The sequence below is a fragment of the Paenibacillus artemisiicola genome (assembly GCF_017652985.1).
Taxonomy (GTDB): domain Bacteria; phylum Bacillota; class Bacilli; order Paenibacillales; family Paenibacillaceae; genus Paenibacillus_Z; species Paenibacillus_Z artemisiicola.
On sequence record NZ_JAGGDJ010000001.1, the window covers coordinates 46,350 to 63,866 of the forward strand.

Consider the following 17,517-nt stretch of genomic DNA (forward strand, 5'->3'; position numbering starts at 1 on the left):
GGCTGGAGGGGAGCGCATGGCAAACCAAACACCGGCGGCGCAAGCCGTCCGCCCGTCCGCGCCGCCGCTGCGGTCATCCGGCAAACGGAGACGCAGCAGCGCATGGCTGAACCTGCTTTACGTGCCCGCGTTGATTCTGTTCGCGGTGTTCATCTTCTATCCGTTCATTAAAGGCGTGCAGATCTCGTTCACGAACTGGGACGGCTACAATCAGGACTACAAATGGATCGGCGGCTCCAACTACAAGCGGATCTTCAGCGATCCCGACATGGGCCGGGTCATCCGGAACACGGTCATCTACGGCGTCGGCAGCGCCTTCCTGCAGAACGTCATCGGGCTCGCGTACGCGCTCTTCCTTAACATGAACATCCGGACGCGCGGCGTCGTGCGGACCGTCATTTACCTGCCGGTCATCATCAGCTCGCTCATCATGGGCTACATCTGGTATTTCTTCTTCCAATACGACGGCGGGGCGATCAACGACATCCTGCTGCTGTTCCAGGACGAGCCGTCGAATCTGCTCGGCGACAAGGACGTCAACAGCTGGATCATCACGTTCGTCAACACCTACCAATACCTGGGCATCGCGATGGTGCTCTTCCTGGCCGGCCTGCAAACCATTCCGAAGGATTATTACGAGGCGGCGACGATCGACGGCGCCACGGCCGTCAGCCGGTTCCGCCACGTGACGTGGCCCCTGATCGCGCCGTCCCTGACGGTCAGCATGGTGCTGAACCTGATCGGCGGCCTGAAGCTGTTCGACGTCATCGTCGCGATGACGAACAGCGGTCCGGGTTACGCGTCCGCGTCGATGTCCTCGATCATGTATCTGCTCTACTTCGGCCGCGAAGACGCCGGCTACGCCGCCACGATCGGCATCCTGATGTTCGTCATGATCTCGATCGTCAGCATCGTCGCCTTGTTCCTGCTCCGGAGAAGGGAGGTTCACGCCTGATGCGACGCAAACGCAACCCATGGCCGACGGCGCTGTCGCTCCTGATCTGCCTCGTGCATATCCTGCCGTTCTATATTTTGCTGACGACCTCGTTCAAGGCGGCCGACGACTTAAGCTCCAAGTGGGTCATGCCCGGCTACATGTACGCGGACAACTTCAAGAACGCCTGGCAGGAAGCGAACATGCCGTCGGCGTTCCGCAGCAACCTGATCGTGACGATCGTGTCCGTCGCGTTGATCATCGTCGTCGGCTCCGTCGCCGCGTATCCGCTCGCGCGGTTCCAGACGCGCTGGAACAAATTCGTCTATGCCGTGTTCGTCTCGGCGCTCATCGTCCCGCCGCTCACCATCCTCGTGCCGCTCTATAAGTTCATGGTCGACATCGGCGGCATGAACCAGTATTGGGGCATCATCCTGCTGTTCGTCACGTTCAACCTGCCGATGACGATCTTCCTGTACACCGGCTTCATCGGCACGATTCCCCGCGAGCTGGACGAGGCGGCGATGATCGACGGCGCGGGGCGGCTCGGCCTGTTCTACCGGATCCTGCTGCCGCTCCTCAAGCCGATCACGGCGACGGTCGTCATCCTGACCGGCGTCGCCGTGTGGAACGATTACCAGTTCTCGGTCTTCTTCCTGCAGCATCCGCACACGCGGACGATCACGGTCGCGCTGGCCGCCTTCTTCGGCCAATACAACAGCAACATCGGCTGGGTCGCCGCCGGCTCGCTCATGGGGGCGCTGCCCATGATCGTGCTGTACCTGTTCCTGCAGCGGTACTTCATCTCGGGTTTGGCTTCCGGCGCGATCAAAGGGTAGGAGGCGAACGCGCGGCCCATGAGACGATCCATCCGGCTCAAATTGACGCTGTTGTTCCTCCTCACGATCATCCTGCCGATCGTCGTCATCGTCGTGGAGCTTCCCGCTTATTACGTCAAGTCCATCAAAGAGCAGCAGTCCTCGCTAATGGCGGGGACTTTAGCTGCTCTTACGTCGCATATCGAGACGTACCTCGACGACCTCGACCGGATGACGGTCACCCCGTATTTCTACGACGACGTCATGCGCGCGCTGAAGCTGAAATCGACCTACGGCTGGAACCTGCTCACCCCGTTCGAGCAGTACGAGGCCGGACAGACGCTGTCCACGACCCTGCCGAACGCGCTCAAAAACACCCGCAAAGACATTCTCGGCACGATCCTCCTGCCGATGGACGGCTCGGTCTACGCCTCGTATGCCGGCAATCCCAACGGCGCCGCGGCGCGCTTCCCGTTCAGCGAGCAGGACTGGTATATCCAAGCGCTGCGGGCGGACGGCAACGTGGCGTTCATCAGCGTGCACGACCAGGATTACCTGAGCGGCGCGCGCGCCACCGTGTTCTCGGTCGCCCGGCTGATCAAGGATCCCGATTCCCGGCGTCCGCTCGGCGTTATCATGGCGGACGCGGACACGGTCGCGATCGAGCGGATGATCACGGGCGTCGGACTCAAGAACGGCGCGCTCGCCGCCATTCTCGACGACAAGGGCAAGCTGATCTATGCCAGCGGGCCCGTCGACGACGGCGCGCGGCGTCAGCTGGCGCGCGGGCTCGGCGTCGTGCACGCGGCGTCCGGCGATTACGGCGTCGTCAGCAAGACGGTCTCGCGTTCCCAGTGGGGACTCTACGTGCTGTTCCCCGAATCGGCCGTCCGGCACAAGCTGCAGCGCGTCTACGCGGTCGGCGCCGGCTTCGCGGCCGGCGGCCTCGTCGTCGCCGTCATTCTGTACACGGCGGTGTCGCGCTGGATGGTGACGCCGTTCAAGCGGATGATTCAGACGATGAAGCGCGTGCAGCGCGGCGATCTCGGAGCGTGCTATCCGGTGAAGGGCAACGACGAGGTGGCGCAGCTTGGCGCGAGCCTGAACACGATGATCAGCCGGCTCGGCGAGCTGATCGACCGCGAATTCCGCGCCGTCCTCGGCCGGCGCGACGCGGAGTACCGGGCGCTGCAGTCGCAAATCCAGCCGCATTTTCTGTACAACACGCTGAACGGGTTCATCGGCTTGAACCGCGCGGGGCAGAGCGCGCTGCTCGAGCGGGCGATTTTGTCGCTGAGCGGCTTGCTTCGCTATACGCTGGAGACGGGCGACCGCGCGCGCCTGCAGGACGAGCTGGCGTTCGTCGAGCAGTACGGCGAGCTGCAGCGGATGCGGTTCGCGGACAAGATGGCGCTGGACGTCGACGCCGCGCCGGAGGTCTATCCGATGCTGCTGCCGAAGCTGCTGCTCCAGCCGCTCGTCGAGAACGCGGTCCTTCACGGCATCGAGCCGAGCAAGCATCCCTGCGCGCTGCGCATCGTCGCCGGGCTGGAGGCGGCGGGACTATCCGGCGAGCCCGAGCTCGTCATCGCCGTGACGGACGACGGCGTCGGGTTCGATCCGCGGCAGAGCCGGGAAGGCGTCGGCTTGTCGAACGTGCGCGAGCGGCTGCGGCTCGCGTACGAGCGGGCGACCTTGGAGGTCGTCTCCGCGCCCGGGGAAGGCACGCGCATCACCATTCGAATTCCGGCAAAGGATGTGGCGATCGGATGAAGCTGGTCATAGCCGACGACGAATATCCCGTACGTTACGCGATCAAGAGCATGATCGTAGAAATGGACGCCGCCTGGACGGTCGCCGGCGAGGCGACGAACGGCGGGGAGCTGCTGCGGCTGCTCGCCGAGCATCGGCCGAACGTCGCCATCGTGGACGTCCGCATGCCGGAGATGAGCGGCCTGGACGCGATCCGCGAAGGCAGGAAGGCGTCGCCGCTGACGAAATGGATCATCCTGAGCGGCTATTCGGATTTCCGTTACGCGCAGGAAGCGCTCAAGCTCGGCGCCTCGGAATACATGCTGAAGCCGGTGCGCTCGGAGGAGCTGGAGCGGGCGCTCTACGCCACGTACAAGGACGGCCGGGACATGCTGCTGCTGCATAACGAACGGTTCGGCAGCAACCTGTCCGCGCTGATCAACGGGCTGCTGTCCGTGCAGGCGGAGGAACGGGACGGGATCTTCTATACGGGGCGGTTCCGGGGCGCCGTCTTCGAGCCGGACCGCCCGGCGGGCGGTCCGGACCGCGCCGCGGCGCACGGGGCGTTTTACCGCGCCTTGACGGAATGCGTGCGGGCGCATGCCCATTGCGGCGTCCGGCTCGCGGTCGTGCCTTTGCCCGGCGGGGAGCTGGCCGCGGTCGGCGCGTGGGAACAGGCGGGCGGGCAGGAGGAAGGGGAGCGGCAGGTCGCGGATTTCTTCGGCGCCGTCCTTGAGCTTGCCGCCCGCGCGAGCGGGGCGGAGGAAGCGGTCACCGTGCTGACGACGGGCGAATGCCGCGGCTTCAAGGAGCTGAGCGCGCGGCTGGCACGGCTGCAGCAGCTGCGCGACTTGCGCATCTTCCGCGGGTTCGGCGGAACGGTCGATTACGCGGAGCTGAACGGCCTGGCGGAAAAGCGGGGGCTGGAGCCGCTCGGCCGGCAGCTGGCCGCGGCGCTGGAATTGCTGCGCGACGGGAGGTATCTGAACGCGCAGAACGCGCTCGGGGAGCTGGAGCCGTCTTGGGCGGCGTGGGAACGCGAGGGCGGCGAGGCGGAGAAACGGTCGCTGCTGCGGTACATGCGGCATGTCCTGCCGGGGCTCGGCTTGGCGGACGGCGGCGAAACCGGCGGCGTGCCGCGGGCGCTCAAGGCGTACGGGGAACGCGCGCTGCGCGAGCGCCAATCCAAGGAAGCCGAGCGGGTCGATCCCGTGGCGCAGGTGCTGCGCTACGTCGAGCAGCATTACGCGGAGGAGGTCGGCATCGGCCAGATCGCCGACCTGCTGAACGTGTCGCCCAGCTACCTCAGCACGCTGTTCCATAAGCGGACGGGCGTGACGTTCATGAAGTTCTTGACCCGGCTGCGCATGGGGAAGGCGGAGGAGCTGCTGCTCGGCACCCGGCTGCAGGTGAAGCAGATCGCCGAAGCGGTCGGGTATTTCAGCACGCGGCACTTCACGAAGCTGTTCACGGAGACGTACGGCAAATATCCGTCGGATTACCGGAAGCCGTCGTAACGGCGGTACGGGCATCCCACGGATCGTTGCCGGATCGCTGACGCGGCTTGAATGAAGCGCGAGATGCAAGCGGCGCGGGCCGGTCAGGCGTCCGGTTAACCGCCGGCGCCGCCTAGCCCTTTAGGACTCGGCGCCGGCGTCTTCCGGCCGGCTCGCCGGCGTCTCGGCCGCGGCCGGCGCTTCGGCCGCAGCCGGCGCTTCGGCCGCAGCCGGACGGGGCTTGCGCTTCGGCTTGGCGAGCTCGGCTTCGAACACCGCCTCGAGCTCCGCCATTTTGCGCGCGTCCTCGATGTCGACCTTCCCCTTCAGCACGTGCTCGACGACGAGCGGCCATGTCGCCGCGAGCTTCTGCGCCGCCAGAATCCGGGTCGCGTTCTTGACCAGCTTGCGTTCCTTGGCGTTGGAATAGACGTCCACGTACCGCTGGGTCCGCGAGAAGTCGAGATGCGGGAACACCGCCCGGAAAATTTCCGCCGTCATGCGGGCGTCGTCGAGCGCGCGATGCGCCTGATTGTCGTCGCCGCTGATGCCGAGGTCGGCCAGCGCGTTCTCCACGCTGACGTCGTTGGTGACGCCTTTATGCCGAATGTAGCCTTTGAGCAAGTCGAAATAATCGACCCCGAGCCAGTACGCGTCGTCCAAGCCGTGCATCCGCGTGTCGAAGACGATCCGCTTCATGTCCTCGCCGCCCCACGTAATGATCCGAAACCGCTCGCTCGGCCCGAGCCAGGCCAAAAAATCCTTGACGACGGCCGGGAATCCCTCCGCGGCGTCGATGCCCTCCTGCGGAATGCCGGTTTTCTTCTGAATGAAGTCGTTCAGCTTGGCGAAATAAACCGGTTTGACCAGCGCCGAGAATCGGCCGGTCTGCCGGAGCTCCGCGTCCAGCCGGACCGCGCCGATCTCGATGACCTCCATCGGCAGGTCGCTGGCGAATTTTCGCCCGTTGAATTCGATGTCGAGTACGATGTAGTCCACGTCCGTAACCTCCGCTGCAAATGTCGCTTCCATTCTAACAGAATACCGCAGCCGCTGTCGCGGTGCAAAATCCGCCTGCGCACATCCGCCGTCCTTGCCGTCCAGAAAGCGTCATTGGCTTTTGCCGGGCGAATGATAGATAATGGAGCAAGTAGATAGAGTAGGGGACTTACGTGCCGGAGGGAAGACGTGGTTACATTTTTGCAACTGAATACGATTTTTCTGAGCATGATCATGGAAGCGATTCCGTTCATTCTGCTCGGCGTCATCGTGTCGGGACTCATCCAGACGTTCCTGTCGGAGCGGTGGATCGCGCGCGTCATGCCGCGCAACCGGTTCGCGGCTTCGCTGCTCGGCTGCGGCGTCGGCCTGCTGTTCCCGGCCTGCGAATGCGGCATCGTGCCGATTACGCGCAGGCTGCTGCGCAAGGGCGTCCCGCTGCACGCGGGCATCGCGTTCATGCTGACGGGCCCGATCATCAATCCCGTCGTGCTGTTCGCGACGTATATCGCCTTCGGCAACGACTGGCGGATGGTGCTCGTCCGCGGCGGCTCCGCGATCGTCGTGGCCTACGTTACGGCGATCGCGCTGTCGTTTCTCTACCCGAAGCTGCCGATGCGCTTGCGCGAGGACGTCGCCGCGCTGGAGACGGCAGCCGGCCTCGAGACGCCGATAACCGGTCCGCGGCCGGTTCCCGCGCCGCTGCTTCGCCGTCTGTACGACGTCATGCTGCACGCGGTCGACGAGTTCTTCTCCGTCGGCAAATATCTGGTGCTCGGGGCGTTCATCGCGGCCTCCATGCAGACGTTCATCCCGACCGCTTCGCTCCTGAAGCTCGGAGGCAATCCGGTGACGGCGTCGCTTGTCATGATCGGTCTCGCGTTCGTCATGTCGCTGTGCTCGGAGGCGGACGCGTTCATCGCGTCGTCGTTCCGCAGCACGTTCCCGATCGGAGCGCTGTCGGCGTTTCTCGTCTTCGGCCCGATGATCGACATCAAAAATACGCTGATGCTGCTCGGCGTGTTCCGCGGCCGGTTCGTGCTCGTCCTGATCGGGCTCGTCGCCGCCAGCACGCTCGGCGTGTCGCTGCTCGTGGGGAGGCTGCTGGGATGATCCGACTCTACCTGCTCGCCGGGTTCGCCTGCTTGTTCCTGATGATGCATATGAACGGCAACCTGAACAAATACATTAACACCAAGTACGCGTACTTGTCGGAGAGCGCCATCGCGCTGCTCGGCGTGCTGTTCGTCTTCGAGTTCGTCCGGCTCTACGTCAAAGAACGCGAGGCGGCCAAACGGAAAGCCGCGGCCGCGGCGGCGATCTCCGCGGAGCCGGCCGACGGTCGGCCGGCTTCGCTTGACGGCAGCGCGGGGCATGTCCATGACCACTCTCATGGCCACGCGCATGACGGGCACGATCATCACGGCCACGCGCATGACGCCCGACACGACCATCGCGGCCATGATCATCACGGTCACGCGCATGACGGTCACGATCATCACGGCCACGCGCATGACGGTCACGACCATCACGGCCACGCGCATGACGCCCGACACGGCATTCACGGTCACGACCATGACGGGCACGGTCACGATCATTTCGGCCACACGCATGAATCGCCGATCCGGTGGAAGCGGTACTTGGGCTACGGCATCTTGATCTTCCCGCTGCTGACCGGGTTCTGCCTGCCCGTGCAGACGCTCGATTCCAGCTTCGTGAAGGCGAAGGGGTTCTCGTTCCCGGATTTCAACGTCTCCGCCGACAATCCCGGCTTCCATCAGTTTCTCAAGCCGGACACGAGCGTCTTCTACGGCAAGACGGGGTACGCCAAAGTGTCGAAGAAGGAATTGGACGATTTCCTGGGGACGAAAGACGTTCATCTGACCGACGCGAACTTCCTGAAGGGGCTGGAGGCGCTCTACAATTACCCCGACGCGTTCATCGGGCGGACGGTCAGCTTCGACGGATTTATTTACAAAGGCGATCAGACCCAAGGCAACCAATACTTCGTCTTCCGCTTCGGCTTCATCCACTGCGTGGCCGATTCCGGCGTGTTCGGCATGCTGGTCCGTTTCCCGGAAGGCGCGCCGTTCTCGAACGATCAGTGGGTCCACGTCGAAGGAAAGCTGGGAGCGGAATTTTACCAGCCGTTCAAGCAGACGCTGCCCGTGCTCGACGTCAAGACCTGGCAAGGGATCGACAAGCCGAAGGATCCTTACGTGTACCGGGCTTAACGTACAAGCGGCATAAGCAGCACTAGCAAAAAAGCATAATAATAGCCAAACAGCAAAGCAGCCAAACAGAAAAGCAGCCAAACAGAAAAGCAGCCAAACAGCAAACAGCAAAGCAGCAAAACGAAGCGCGGCGCTCCCATTCGGGATGCGCCGCGCTTCGTTGGCGTGCGTTCATTCTTCGTCCGCCTCGACGCGGACCTCCGTTTCGTTGGAGAAGGCCGCGGAATCGCGGCTTCGTTCGTTCACGTAATAGTCGTACGCGGCGCGGACGCGGAAGCGAATCCGGCTTTGCAGCGGATGGCGCGCGACGCGAAGCACGTACGTGACCGAGGCGGCGCCGCCCGCGGCGACCGTGCCGACCGGGATGCCGTCGGACGTCGCGCCGGAAACGGGCCGGCCGTCGACGAGCACGCTGCCCGGCACGAGCTCCGTCTCGCGCGGCACGAAATCCCGCAGGGTGACGGAAGCGGGGTAATTGCCCGCGTTCGTGACGCGAACGCTGGCCAGGAAGCTTCCGCCGGCTTCGACGAGATGCGGGTCGGCATCCAGCGTCACGCCGATGTAAGGATAGACGAGCTCCGTCACCGCGGCGTTGGAGAGCATCGTGTCCGTAACGGCGAGGCCGTTTGGCAGCCCGAACGCGTAATCGACGATCGCGCGGTTGGCGATCTGGGACAGCGCCGGCTGCAGCACCTCGCGGGTGACGGCGACGGCGAACGTCAGGACGAACGTCTGGCCGGGCACCAGCAGGCCGAGCGCGATGCCCGTCGACGGATCCGCGTTCGGCAGCGAACGGCCGTTCAAGGCGGCGGTGCCCGAGAGGAAGGAGGTCCCCGCCGGAATCAAATCCTTCACCGTGACGCTCGTCTCCAGCGTCCCCGCGTTCGCGATCGTTAACGTATAGGCGAGCTTGTCGCCGATCGTCGCCAGTACCGGGGAGACGGCGAGGACGGCCGTCAGCGACGGGCCCGAGACGATGACCGTGACGGCGCCGGATTCCACGGATTGCTCGTATTGGCCGTATCGGAACGCCAGCCGCGCCCGGTTGGTCAGCCGCGTCTGCACCGGCACGTCGAGCACGACGGCGTTGAACGTGACGAGCTTGGAGGTGCCGGGCTCGATCGTGCCGAGCACGATCCCGGCCGCCGGGGACGACGACGGGCTTCGGACGCCGCCTATGGTCACGCTGCCGGGCACGAACGCCGTTCCGTCCGGAAGCGGGTCGTACAGCACGGCCTGCGCGATGCCGTCGGAGCCATCGTTGGCCGCGAGAACGGAATACCCGATCATGTCCCCGACGAACGTCACGGCATTGGAAACGCTCTTGCTCAGCGTGACGGCAAGGCCGGTCACGGGCACCGACGCGACGTTCGAGAGCGCCGAGCCGGTAATCGTCCGGTGGTCCAAGGTCACGAACGAATAATCGGCGCGCGCCTGGTTCTCGATTCGGCCCGATGCGGGCACCGAGGTCACGATCAATTGAAACACGATCGTATAAAGACTGCCCGGACCGACTTCGCCTAGCGGAATGCCCGTTCCCGGCGTAATGCCGGGAACGGGCGCTCCGTTGACGAGGATGCTGTTGGCGACGAAGACGGTGCCGGACGGGGGCGTGTCGTACACGGTCACGTTCGCGGAACGGTTGCCCGTGTTCGTGACCGCGAGGCGGAACGTCAGCGGAAGCGACAGTCCCGCCTGCGCCGTATCGGACGTCTTCGCGACGCCGATCACGGGGCCGTTCACGATGGTATGGACGACGTTGGAATAGGCGAAGCCGGCAGCCGAGCCGGAGTCGAAGGAAACGACCGACTGGTTGCGGATCGTCATCGGCAGGCTGTCGTTCTCGATCATTGCACGAGCACCTGGAACGTGACGGTGGAGGTGGCGCCTGCCGCGATGACGCCGACCTGAATGCCGGTGTTCGGATTCGCGTTCGGCTGCGTCACGCCGTTCACGGTCACGCTGCCCGCAACGAACGTGACGCCTGCCGGCACGGGGTCGACGACGACGACGTTATCGACCGGCGAGATGCCGTTGTTCGTGACGACGATCGTATAGGTGATCGTGTCGCCGCTGACGGCGTCGATGGCATTGGTCGATTTGACGGCGGATACGTTCGGCGAGGAGACCGGGATGACGACCGTGTTCGATTGGACCGAGCCGAACAGCGTCCGTCCGTCCGGCGGCGAGAAGGAATAGTTCGCGGTCGCCGTGTTGGACAGCTGCTGCGGCGACGGCAGGGCGTCGACCGTGACCTGCAGCGTGATGATGACGTGCACCGTCGCGCCCGGCTGCACGGGACCGATCGGGATGCCGGTCGTGGGATCGGCGCCCGGCACCGGCACGCCGCCGACGGTGACGCTGTTCGGCACGAAGACCGCGCCGGTCGGAATCGGCTCCACGACGGTGACGTCGGCCACGATATTGCCGGTGTTGGTGACGTCGAGCGAGTACGTGATCGTGTCGCCGACGGTTGCGTTGGCGGTGTTGGCGCTCTTCAGCACGCCGATGATCGGATTGAAGATCGGCGTCGTGAGCGTATTCGATTGGCTCGTGCCGGAGAAGGCGCCGGACGTGAAGCTGATCGTCGCGACGTTGCTGATCAGGCCGTTCGCGGGCAGCGAGTTGACGACGATGTTGAAGGTGACCGTCACGGACGTGTTCGGCGCGATGGCGCCGATCGGGAAGCCGACGCCCGGATCCGCCCCCGGCTGCGGCACGCCGCCGACGGTGACGCTGTTCGGCACGAACGACGTGCCCGCCGGCACCATGTCGCTCAGCACGGCGCTGTTCACGGCGGCGATGCCCACGTTCGTGACCAGGATGGAATACGGGACGATGTCGCCGATGACGGCATCCGTCGCGGTCGTGCTCTTCACGACCGTCAGGTTCGGCGAGCTGACCGGAATTTGCAGGATGTTGGACAGCGACGTCTGCGAGAACGAGCGCGTATCCGGCAAGGTGTAGAGATAGTTGCCCGTCGCCTGGTCGATCAGCTGCTGCGTGGCCGGCAGCGATTCGATCAGGAAGTTGAACGTCGTGGTCGTGCTGGTGCCCGGCGCCACGACGCCGATGCTGAAGCCGACCGACGGATCGGCGCCGGCCTGCGGCGCGCCGTTCACGACGACGCTGTTCGGGACGAACGACGTGCCGGCGGGAACGTTGTCCGAGAGCGTCACCGTCGCGGGGTAATTGCCGGTGTTGCTGGTGACGACGGAATAGGTGATCACGGAACCGACGCTGGCGGTCGCCGTGAGCGTGCTCTTGACGAGTCCGATGACCGGCTGATAGACCGGCGTCGTGACGGTATTCGAGAACGTGACGGCCGAGAAGGCGCCGGACGTGAAGCTGACGGACGAGCGGTTGCTGATCGCCTGGCTGTCGGGCACGGCGTTGACGGTGACGCTGAAGGCGACCGTGACCGAGCCGCCCGCCGGAATGGCGCCCAGCGAGAAGCCCGCCGCCGGGTTGGCCCCCGGCTGCGCGACGCCGTTGATCGTGACGCTGTTCGCCAGGAAGGACGTCCCCTGCGGAATGGGATCCGAGAAAACGACGTTGTCGACCGGCGCGATGCCGCCATTGGTGACGACGGTCGTGTACGTCAGCGTGTCGCCGATCGTGAGCGCCGTGCTGCCCGTGCTCTTCGCGACCCGAACGTCCGGCGGCGATACCGGGAACGACAGCGTGTTCGAGACGGCCGAGCCGGTCAGCGTCCGGTTGTCGGGGAGCGTGTACGCGTACGACGCGGTCGCCGTGTTGGACAGCTGCTGGCCGGCCGGCAGCGAATTGATGACGACCGAGAACGTGACGACGGTCGTCGCGCCGGGCGCGATGACGTTCAGCGGGATGCCCGCGACGGGATCCGCGCCCGGCTGCGGCGTGCCGTTCACGATGACGCTGTTCGGCACGAAGGACACGGACGGGTCGATCGTGTCGGTCAAGGTCGTCAGCGCGACGTAGTTGCCGGTATTGGAGACGTTGAACGTGTAGACGACCGTGTCGCCGACGGTCGCGTTCGTCGTGTTCGCCGACTTCGCGACGCCGATGACCGGCTGGAAGACGGGTATGTTGACTGTGTTCGAGAACGCGAGGCCCGAGAAGGCGCCGGACGTGAACGATACCGACGACGTATTCGTGATCGTCGGCGGGGCCGGCACGGAGACGACGGTCAGCGAGAACGCCACCGTCGCGCTGTCGCCGCTCGCGATCGTGCCGATGTTGACGCCGACGGCGGGATTGCCGCCGGGCACCACGATGCCGTTCACCGTCACGCTGTTCGGCACGAGCGCCGTGCCGGCGGGGATGCCGTCGATGAAGACGGCGTTCGCGACGGGGGCGATGCCGGTGTTCGAGACGATCGCCGTGTACGGAATGACGTCCCCGATCGACACGGCCGTCATCGTCGACGATTTCGCGATCTGGACGTTCGGCGAGGAGACCGGAATCGACAGCGTGTTGGACAGCTGCGAACGCGTCAGCAGCCGGCCGTCCGGCGGCGTGAACGTATACGTCGCCGTCGCCTGGTTGACGAGGAACTGCGGCGTGGGCAGCGAATCGATGACGACGGAGAACATGACGAATACCGTGGCGCCGGGATTGACCGTGCCCGCGTTGATGCCGCCCGTCGGCGTCGCGCCCGGCTGCGGCGTGCCGGCGACGATGACGCTGTTGGCCACGAAGGTCGTGGTCGGCGGAATCGTATCCGTCACGGTGACGTTCGCGGGCAGATTGCCCGTGTTGCCGACGGCGATCGTGAACGTCACGGTATCGCCGACGGTCGCGTTCGCCGTGTTCGCCGTCTTCACCACGCCGATGACGGGCTGCGTGATCGGCGTCGTCGTGACGTTGGACGACGACGTGGCGGCAAAGGTGCCCGACGTGAAGCTGACCGTCGACTGATTGAGAATCTGATCGGAAACAGGCATGCTAATATTCACCTCATAGGTCACGGTCGCAGAGGCGCCTGGCGCCAAGGAACCGATCAGAATCCCGGCGGTCGGATCCGCCTGGGGCCTTGCCGTTCCGTTCACCGTCACGCTGCCGGGAACGAAGGTCGTGCCTGGAATCGGAGAAGCGACGAAGACGACGTTGTTGACGGTCGCGATGCCGTTGTTCGTCACGACGGCGGTATACGGGACGTTATCGCCGGTAACGGCGTCGATGGCGGTCGTGCTGAGCACGACCGGGACGTTCGGCGCGGAGACGGGAATCGTGACGATGTTCGACGGCGAGCTTCCGTTCACGACCCGTCCGCTCGGCAGCGTGTACGCGAACGTCGCGTTGCCTTGATTCACGAGCTGCTGCGGGTTCGGCAGCGAGACGACGGCGACCTCGAACGTGACGACGGCCGAGCCTCCCGGGGAGATCGTGAAGATCGGGATGCCGGTCGGCGGCGTCGTGCCGGGCTGCGGCGCGCCGTTCAGCAGCACGGAGTTCTCGGTGAAGACCGTGCCGGCCGGAATATTGTCCGTCAGGTTGGCCTGGACGGAGATGTTGCCCGTATTCTGCACCTGCAAGGTGTAGACGACGGTATCGCCTAGGGTCGTCGCCGACCGGTTCGCGCTCTTCTGGACCGTAATGACGGGCTGGAAGACCGGGATCGCGATCGTGCTCGAGAACGACGTGCCCGTGAACGCGCCGGAGGTGAACCCGACCGCCCCGCGGTTGGTGAGCGCGCCGCCGGCGGGAACGGAGACGACGGCGACCTGGAACGACACCGTCACGGAAGCGCCCGGCGAGAGCGTGCCGACGGCGATGCCCGACGCGGGATTCGCGCCCGCGGCCGGCGCCCCGTTCACGAGCACGCTGCCGCTGACGAACTGCGAACCGGCGGGAATGGGATCCGACACGATGACCTGGGTGACCGGTTGGAAGCCGTTGTTGGTGGAGAGGAGCGTATACGTGACGATATCCCCGACGGCGGCATCCGGCTCGCTGGCGGACTTGACGATCGTCACGTTCGGCGCGGACGCGGGAATCGAAACCGGGTTGGAAGCGATGCTGCCGTTGAACGTCCGGTTATCGGGCAGCGTGTACGCATACGAAACCGTGCCCTGGTTCACAAGGTTCGGCGGATTCGGCAGCGACTGGAGCAGCACCGAGAAGGTGACGGTTGCGGACCCGCCGGCAGCGAGAACGCCGACCGAGATGCCGGTCTGCGGCGTTTGGCCCGGGCGCGGCGAACCGTTGACGGCGATGCTGCCTGCCACGTAGGCCGTGCCGGCGGGCAGCGGATCCGTCAGCGTCAGCAGCGCGGCGTAATTGCCGGTGTTCTGGATCGCGAACGAGTAGGTAATCGTGTCGCCCACGGTCGCCTGCGTGAGGCTGGCCGACTTTTGCGCGGCGATCGCCGGCGCGGCGGCCGGGACGTTGACCGTGTTCGACAGCGACACGCCGCTGAACGTGCCGGAATTGTAGGTCGTGGTGGACCGGTTGCTGATCTGGGCCGGATTGGGAATCGACGTGACGAGCACCTGGAAGACGACCGTCGAAGAACTTCCCGCGGCGATCGTCCCGAGCGCGATGCCGGCGGGCGGCGACGCGCTCGGTTTGGAGACCCCGTCGACGACGACGGAGCCGGAGACGAAGGCGGAGCCGGTCGGGATCGGATCGGTGAACACAACGCTCGTAACGGCCGCGACGCCGGTATTGGAGACGACGGTCGTGAAGGTGACCGTATCGCCGATGGTCGTGTTCGCGCGGTTCGAGCTCTTCGCCGAATTGACGTTCGGCAGCGTGACGGGAATCGTCAGCGTGTTGGACGCCGCGGAGCCGCTCAGCGTCCTGCCGTCCGGCGGACTGTACGTATACGCAGCGGTGGCCTGGTCGGTCAGCTGCGGCGGCGACGGCAGGCTGTTCACGAGCACTTGGAACGTGACCGTTCGCGATCCGCCCGCGGGCACGGAGCCGATATTGACGCCCGTCGCCGGATTGGCGCCGGACTGGACGACGCCGTTCACGGTGAAGCTGTTCGCCACGAACGTGCTGCCGGCCGGAATGTTGTCCGTGAACGTGGTGTTCGCGGCGATGGTGCCGGAGTTGGCGACCACGACCGTGTACGTCACCGTGGAACCGACGGACGCGTTCGCGGTGCTGCCGGTCTTGGTCATGCTCAGGACCGGCGCGTAGACCGGCGTATTGACCGTGTTCGACGGGATGACGCCGCTGATGGTGTCGCCGCCGGCGACGCTTTGGAACGTGAACGCGGCTTTCGCCTGGTTCGAGATTTGGCCGGAAGCGGGCAGGGACGTGACGTTGGCGCGGTATGTAAGCGTCACGGAGCTGTTCAGCGCCAAGGTCCCGATGGCCACGCCCGCCGTTATGTCGGCTTGCGGTCGCGGGATGCCCGCGACGGTCACGCTGCCCGCGACGAACGTGGAGCCTGCGGGAAGCACATCGCTGACGACGACGTTCGCGGCGTTGGCGGTGCCGGCGTTGCTGACGGTGACGGTATAGATGATCTGGTCGCCGATGACCGTCCCGGCTACGTTCGCGCTCTTGGTCACGCCGACGTTCGGCGAATTGATGTTGACCTGAATGGCAACGCCGTTGACGACGTACGCATCCCCGGACGTCGTCAGCTGAAGGACGGCGGACGACTGGTTGTTGACGAACCGGGAGGAGACGTCGACATTCGTGATGTCCCAGCCCTGCCGGCCGCCGATGATGTTGCTGCCCGGCGCGCCGTTCGTCTGGTTGCGCGTGCCGAAGGTGCCCGTGGTGTCGAGCTGGCCCGCGTCGTTGTTGATCTGCGACGCGAAGAAGTTGTTGGCGAAGTTGTTCGGTCCCGACAGCGCGACGAGCGAACCCGTGGTCGGACCGAGCAGCGCCTGGTCGCCCGACCGGTTGGCGTCGCCTTCCTGCGCGCTGAGCAGCGCTCTGGCGCCAAGCGCGCCCGACGTCGGCGTGGCAAAGCCCGTGATCGTCGTATTGACCGGTCCCGAATCGGCTTGGATGAGTACGGCGCCCGCGCGCAGCGACATGTTGCGGAACGGCAAGGACGGGTTGGCGTAAATGACGCCGAGCGTCCAGCCCGCGTGGTTGACGGTCGGATCGGTCACCGCGATCGTGCCGACGACGCCGCCGACGTTGTACGTCCCCGCGCCGCCCTGCTGAATCAGCGAGGTGACGTTCGCGGAACGGGTATAGCCGAGCGAGCCCGAGTTCAGGTCGTACGTGTTGGCGGTGGCGGGATCGGGCGTGACGCTGAAGCTGGCGCTGTTCGGCAGCGTGAGCGTGACGGGATTGTTGATGGCGGACGACAGATTGACGCCCGGCACGACGTACGTGCCGCCCCAGATCAGCTCCGCGTAGACGACGGAGCTGCCTGCGGGCATGACGAGATTCGCGGACGCGTTGTTGACCACGTAGTTGTTCGTCGTCCCGAACGGATAGGTGCCGAATCGGGAGGACGTATTGGTCGTGACGAACGCGCCGATGCTGTCTTGGGTGCCGGGAATGCCTTCCGTCGTCGAGCGGCTGAGGCCGAGCGTGTTGCCCGTAAAGGTAATGGCGCCGGTCATGTTCACGGTAGCCCGAACTACGAGAGGAATGTTTCTCACCCCCTATGTGCCAATCTCGCGGATTGCACTATAGGAGCATATGCGGGTCCCCGACGGCATATGAAGCGTTTAATCGGGAGCAACTTGTCGATTTCGCAGTTGGAGGACGGCGTGCGGCTCGGACGGTTCCAGCAGGCAGAGGCGCCGCCACTCGTCGTCGGACAGGGCATCCTTGACGATGACGAAGCGGTACAGGATTTCGTCCACGACGTTCGCCTGCAGCTCCTTGAGCAGCTCGAGCTCTTCCGGCTCGTACAGCGGCGGGGAGAAGGCCGGCTCGTAGAACAGCTCCATGCGAAGCAAGCGGAAGTCGTAAGGGAGCGGAGGGACGTAATCGTAAGGCGCGATCGGGGGACAGCGCAGCCCTTCATCGGGCTGCATGAAGCGGGGGGTCAAATAACGGGGCGTATGTTCGTCGAAGCGGTGTTTCAAATACGGGTTGGCGCCGTGGCGGAAGTGATGCGCGTACGGGCAGAGCAAGGTCAGGACGGTCCCGTGCCGGCCGATCCGGTAAAGCTCCGCGAGCGCGGCTTCCAAATCGTTCGCGTACGGCAGCATGCGGCATACCGCGATGTCGTCGACGGAATCGTCCGGGAACGGCAGCGTGCCGTTCAAGTCGCCGACCCAGTTGACGCCGGGCATCGCGATGCGGTCGATGCCGTAGTAATCGGGGCGCTTATGCGCGCCGCAGCCAATGTCGAGTTTCATCGCCCATGCCTCCTG

Annotated in this window: 10 protein-coding genes; 6 read left to right on the forward strand and 4 right to left on the reverse strand. The window is 65.1% G+C overall.

Annotation, left to right across the window (positions count from 1 at the left end; translation table 11 throughout):
- Positions 1-16 precede the first annotated feature (16 nt).
- The 4 genes from I8J29_RS00235 to I8J29_RS00250 are packed head-to-tail and all read left to right on the forward strand — an operon-like array spanning position 17 to position 5,021.
- Positions 17-955 (forward strand): carbohydrate ABC transporter permease, encoded by a 939-nt coding sequence (locus I8J29_RS00235; protein ID WP_208845588.1) that lies wholly within the window; start codon positions 17-19, stop codon positions 953-955.
- On the forward strand, positions 955-1,773 hold the full coding sequence (locus tag I8J29_RS00240) for a carbohydrate ABC transporter permease (RefSeq protein WP_208845589.1): 819 nt from the start codon (positions 955-957) through the stop codon (positions 1,771-1,773). Before I8J29_RS00235 ends, I8J29_RS00240 begins: the two co-directional genes overlap by 1 nt.
- A gap of 18 nt (positions 1,774-1,791) precedes the next feature.
- Positions 1,792-3,525, forward strand: a complete 1,734-nt coding sequence (locus I8J29_RS00245) for a cache domain-containing sensor histidine kinase (RefSeq protein WP_208845590.1) — start codon at positions 1,792-1,794, stop codon at positions 3,523-3,525.
- Positions 3,522-5,021, forward strand: a complete 1,500-nt coding sequence (locus I8J29_RS00250) for a response regulator transcription factor (RefSeq protein WP_208845591.1) — start codon at positions 3,522-3,524, stop codon at positions 5,019-5,021. The genes I8J29_RS00245 and I8J29_RS00250 overlap by 4 nt, the downstream gene beginning before the upstream one ends.
- 120 nt (positions 5,022-5,141) lie before the next feature.
- On the opposite strand, the gene I8J29_RS00255 is transcribed toward I8J29_RS00250, so the two are convergent.
- Positions 5,142-5,999, reverse strand: coding sequence for a 3'-5' exonuclease (locus I8J29_RS00255; protein ID WP_208845592.1), 858 nt, complete (start codon positions 5,997-5,999; stop codon positions 5,142-5,144).
- Positions 6,000-6,188: 189 nt separating this feature from the next.
- Here I8J29_RS00255 and I8J29_RS00260 point away from each other — a divergent pair, with 189 nt between their 5' ends.
- Both I8J29_RS00260 and I8J29_RS00265 read left to right on the forward strand, forming a co-directional pair.
- Positions 6,189-7,112: a permease gene (locus I8J29_RS00260; protein ID WP_208845593.1), complete on the forward strand. Its 924-nt coding sequence runs from the start codon at positions 6,189-6,191 to the stop codon at positions 7,110-7,112.
- Complete coding sequence (locus I8J29_RS00265) at positions 7,109-8,233, forward strand: TIGR03943 family putative permease subunit (protein ID WP_208845594.1); 1,125 nt, start codon at positions 7,109-7,111, stop codon at positions 8,231-8,233. Before I8J29_RS00260 ends, I8J29_RS00265 begins: the two co-directional genes overlap by 4 nt.
- Before the next feature lie 171 nt (positions 8,234-8,404).
- On the opposite strand, the gene I8J29_RS00270 is transcribed toward I8J29_RS00265, so the two are convergent.
- The 3 genes from I8J29_RS00270 to I8J29_RS00280 all read right to left on the reverse strand — a co-directional run bounded on the left by I8J29_RS00270 (position 8,405) and on the right by I8J29_RS00280 (position 17,502).
- Positions 8,405-10,084, reverse strand: coding sequence for a DUF11 domain-containing protein (locus I8J29_RS00270; RefSeq protein WP_208845595.1), 1,680 nt, complete (start codon positions 10,082-10,084; stop codon positions 8,405-8,407).
- Positions 10,081-16,755, reverse strand: a complete 6,675-nt coding sequence (locus I8J29_RS00275) for a DUF7507 domain-containing protein (RefSeq protein WP_240545798.1) — start codon at positions 16,753-16,755, stop codon at positions 10,081-10,083. The genes I8J29_RS00270 and I8J29_RS00275 overlap by 4 nt, the downstream gene beginning before the upstream one ends.
- Positions 16,756-16,863: 108 nt before the next feature.
- Positions 16,864-17,502 (reverse strand): methyltransferase domain-containing protein, encoded by a 639-nt coding sequence (locus I8J29_RS00280; RefSeq protein ID WP_208845597.1) that lies wholly within the window; start codon positions 17,500-17,502, stop codon positions 16,864-16,866.
- Positions 17,503-17,517 lie beyond the last annotated feature (15 nt).

Coding starts and splice junctions, on each gene's coding strand:
- I8J29_RS00235 (WP_208845588.1), top strand. CDS start 17: ATGGCAAACCAAACACCGGCGGCGCAAGCCGTCCGCCCGTCCGCGCCG.
- I8J29_RS00240 (WP_208845589.1), top strand. CDS start 955: ATGCGACGCAAACGCAACCCATGGCCGACGGCGCTGTCGCTCCTGATC.
- I8J29_RS00245 (WP_208845590.1), top strand. CDS start 1,792: ATGAGACGATCCATCCGGCTCAAATTGACGCTGTTGTTCCTCCTCACG.
- I8J29_RS00250 (WP_208845591.1), top strand. CDS start 3,522: ATGAAGCTGGTCATAGCCGACGACGAATATCCCGTACGTTACGCGATC.
- I8J29_RS00265 (WP_208845594.1), top strand. CDS start 7,109: ATGATCCGACTCTACCTGCTCGCCGGGTTCGCCTGCTTGTTCCTGATG.
- I8J29_RS00270 (WP_208845595.1), bottom strand. CDS start 10,084: ATGATCGAGAACGACAGCCTGCCGATGACGATCCGCAACCAGTCGGTC.
- I8J29_RS00275 (WP_240545798.1), bottom strand. CDS start 16,755: ATGACCGGCGCCATTACCTTTACGGGCAACACGCTCGGCCTCAGCCGC.
- I8J29_RS00280 (WP_208845597.1), bottom strand. CDS start 17,502: ATGAAACTCGACATTGGCTGCGGCGCGCATAAGCGCCCCGATTACTAC.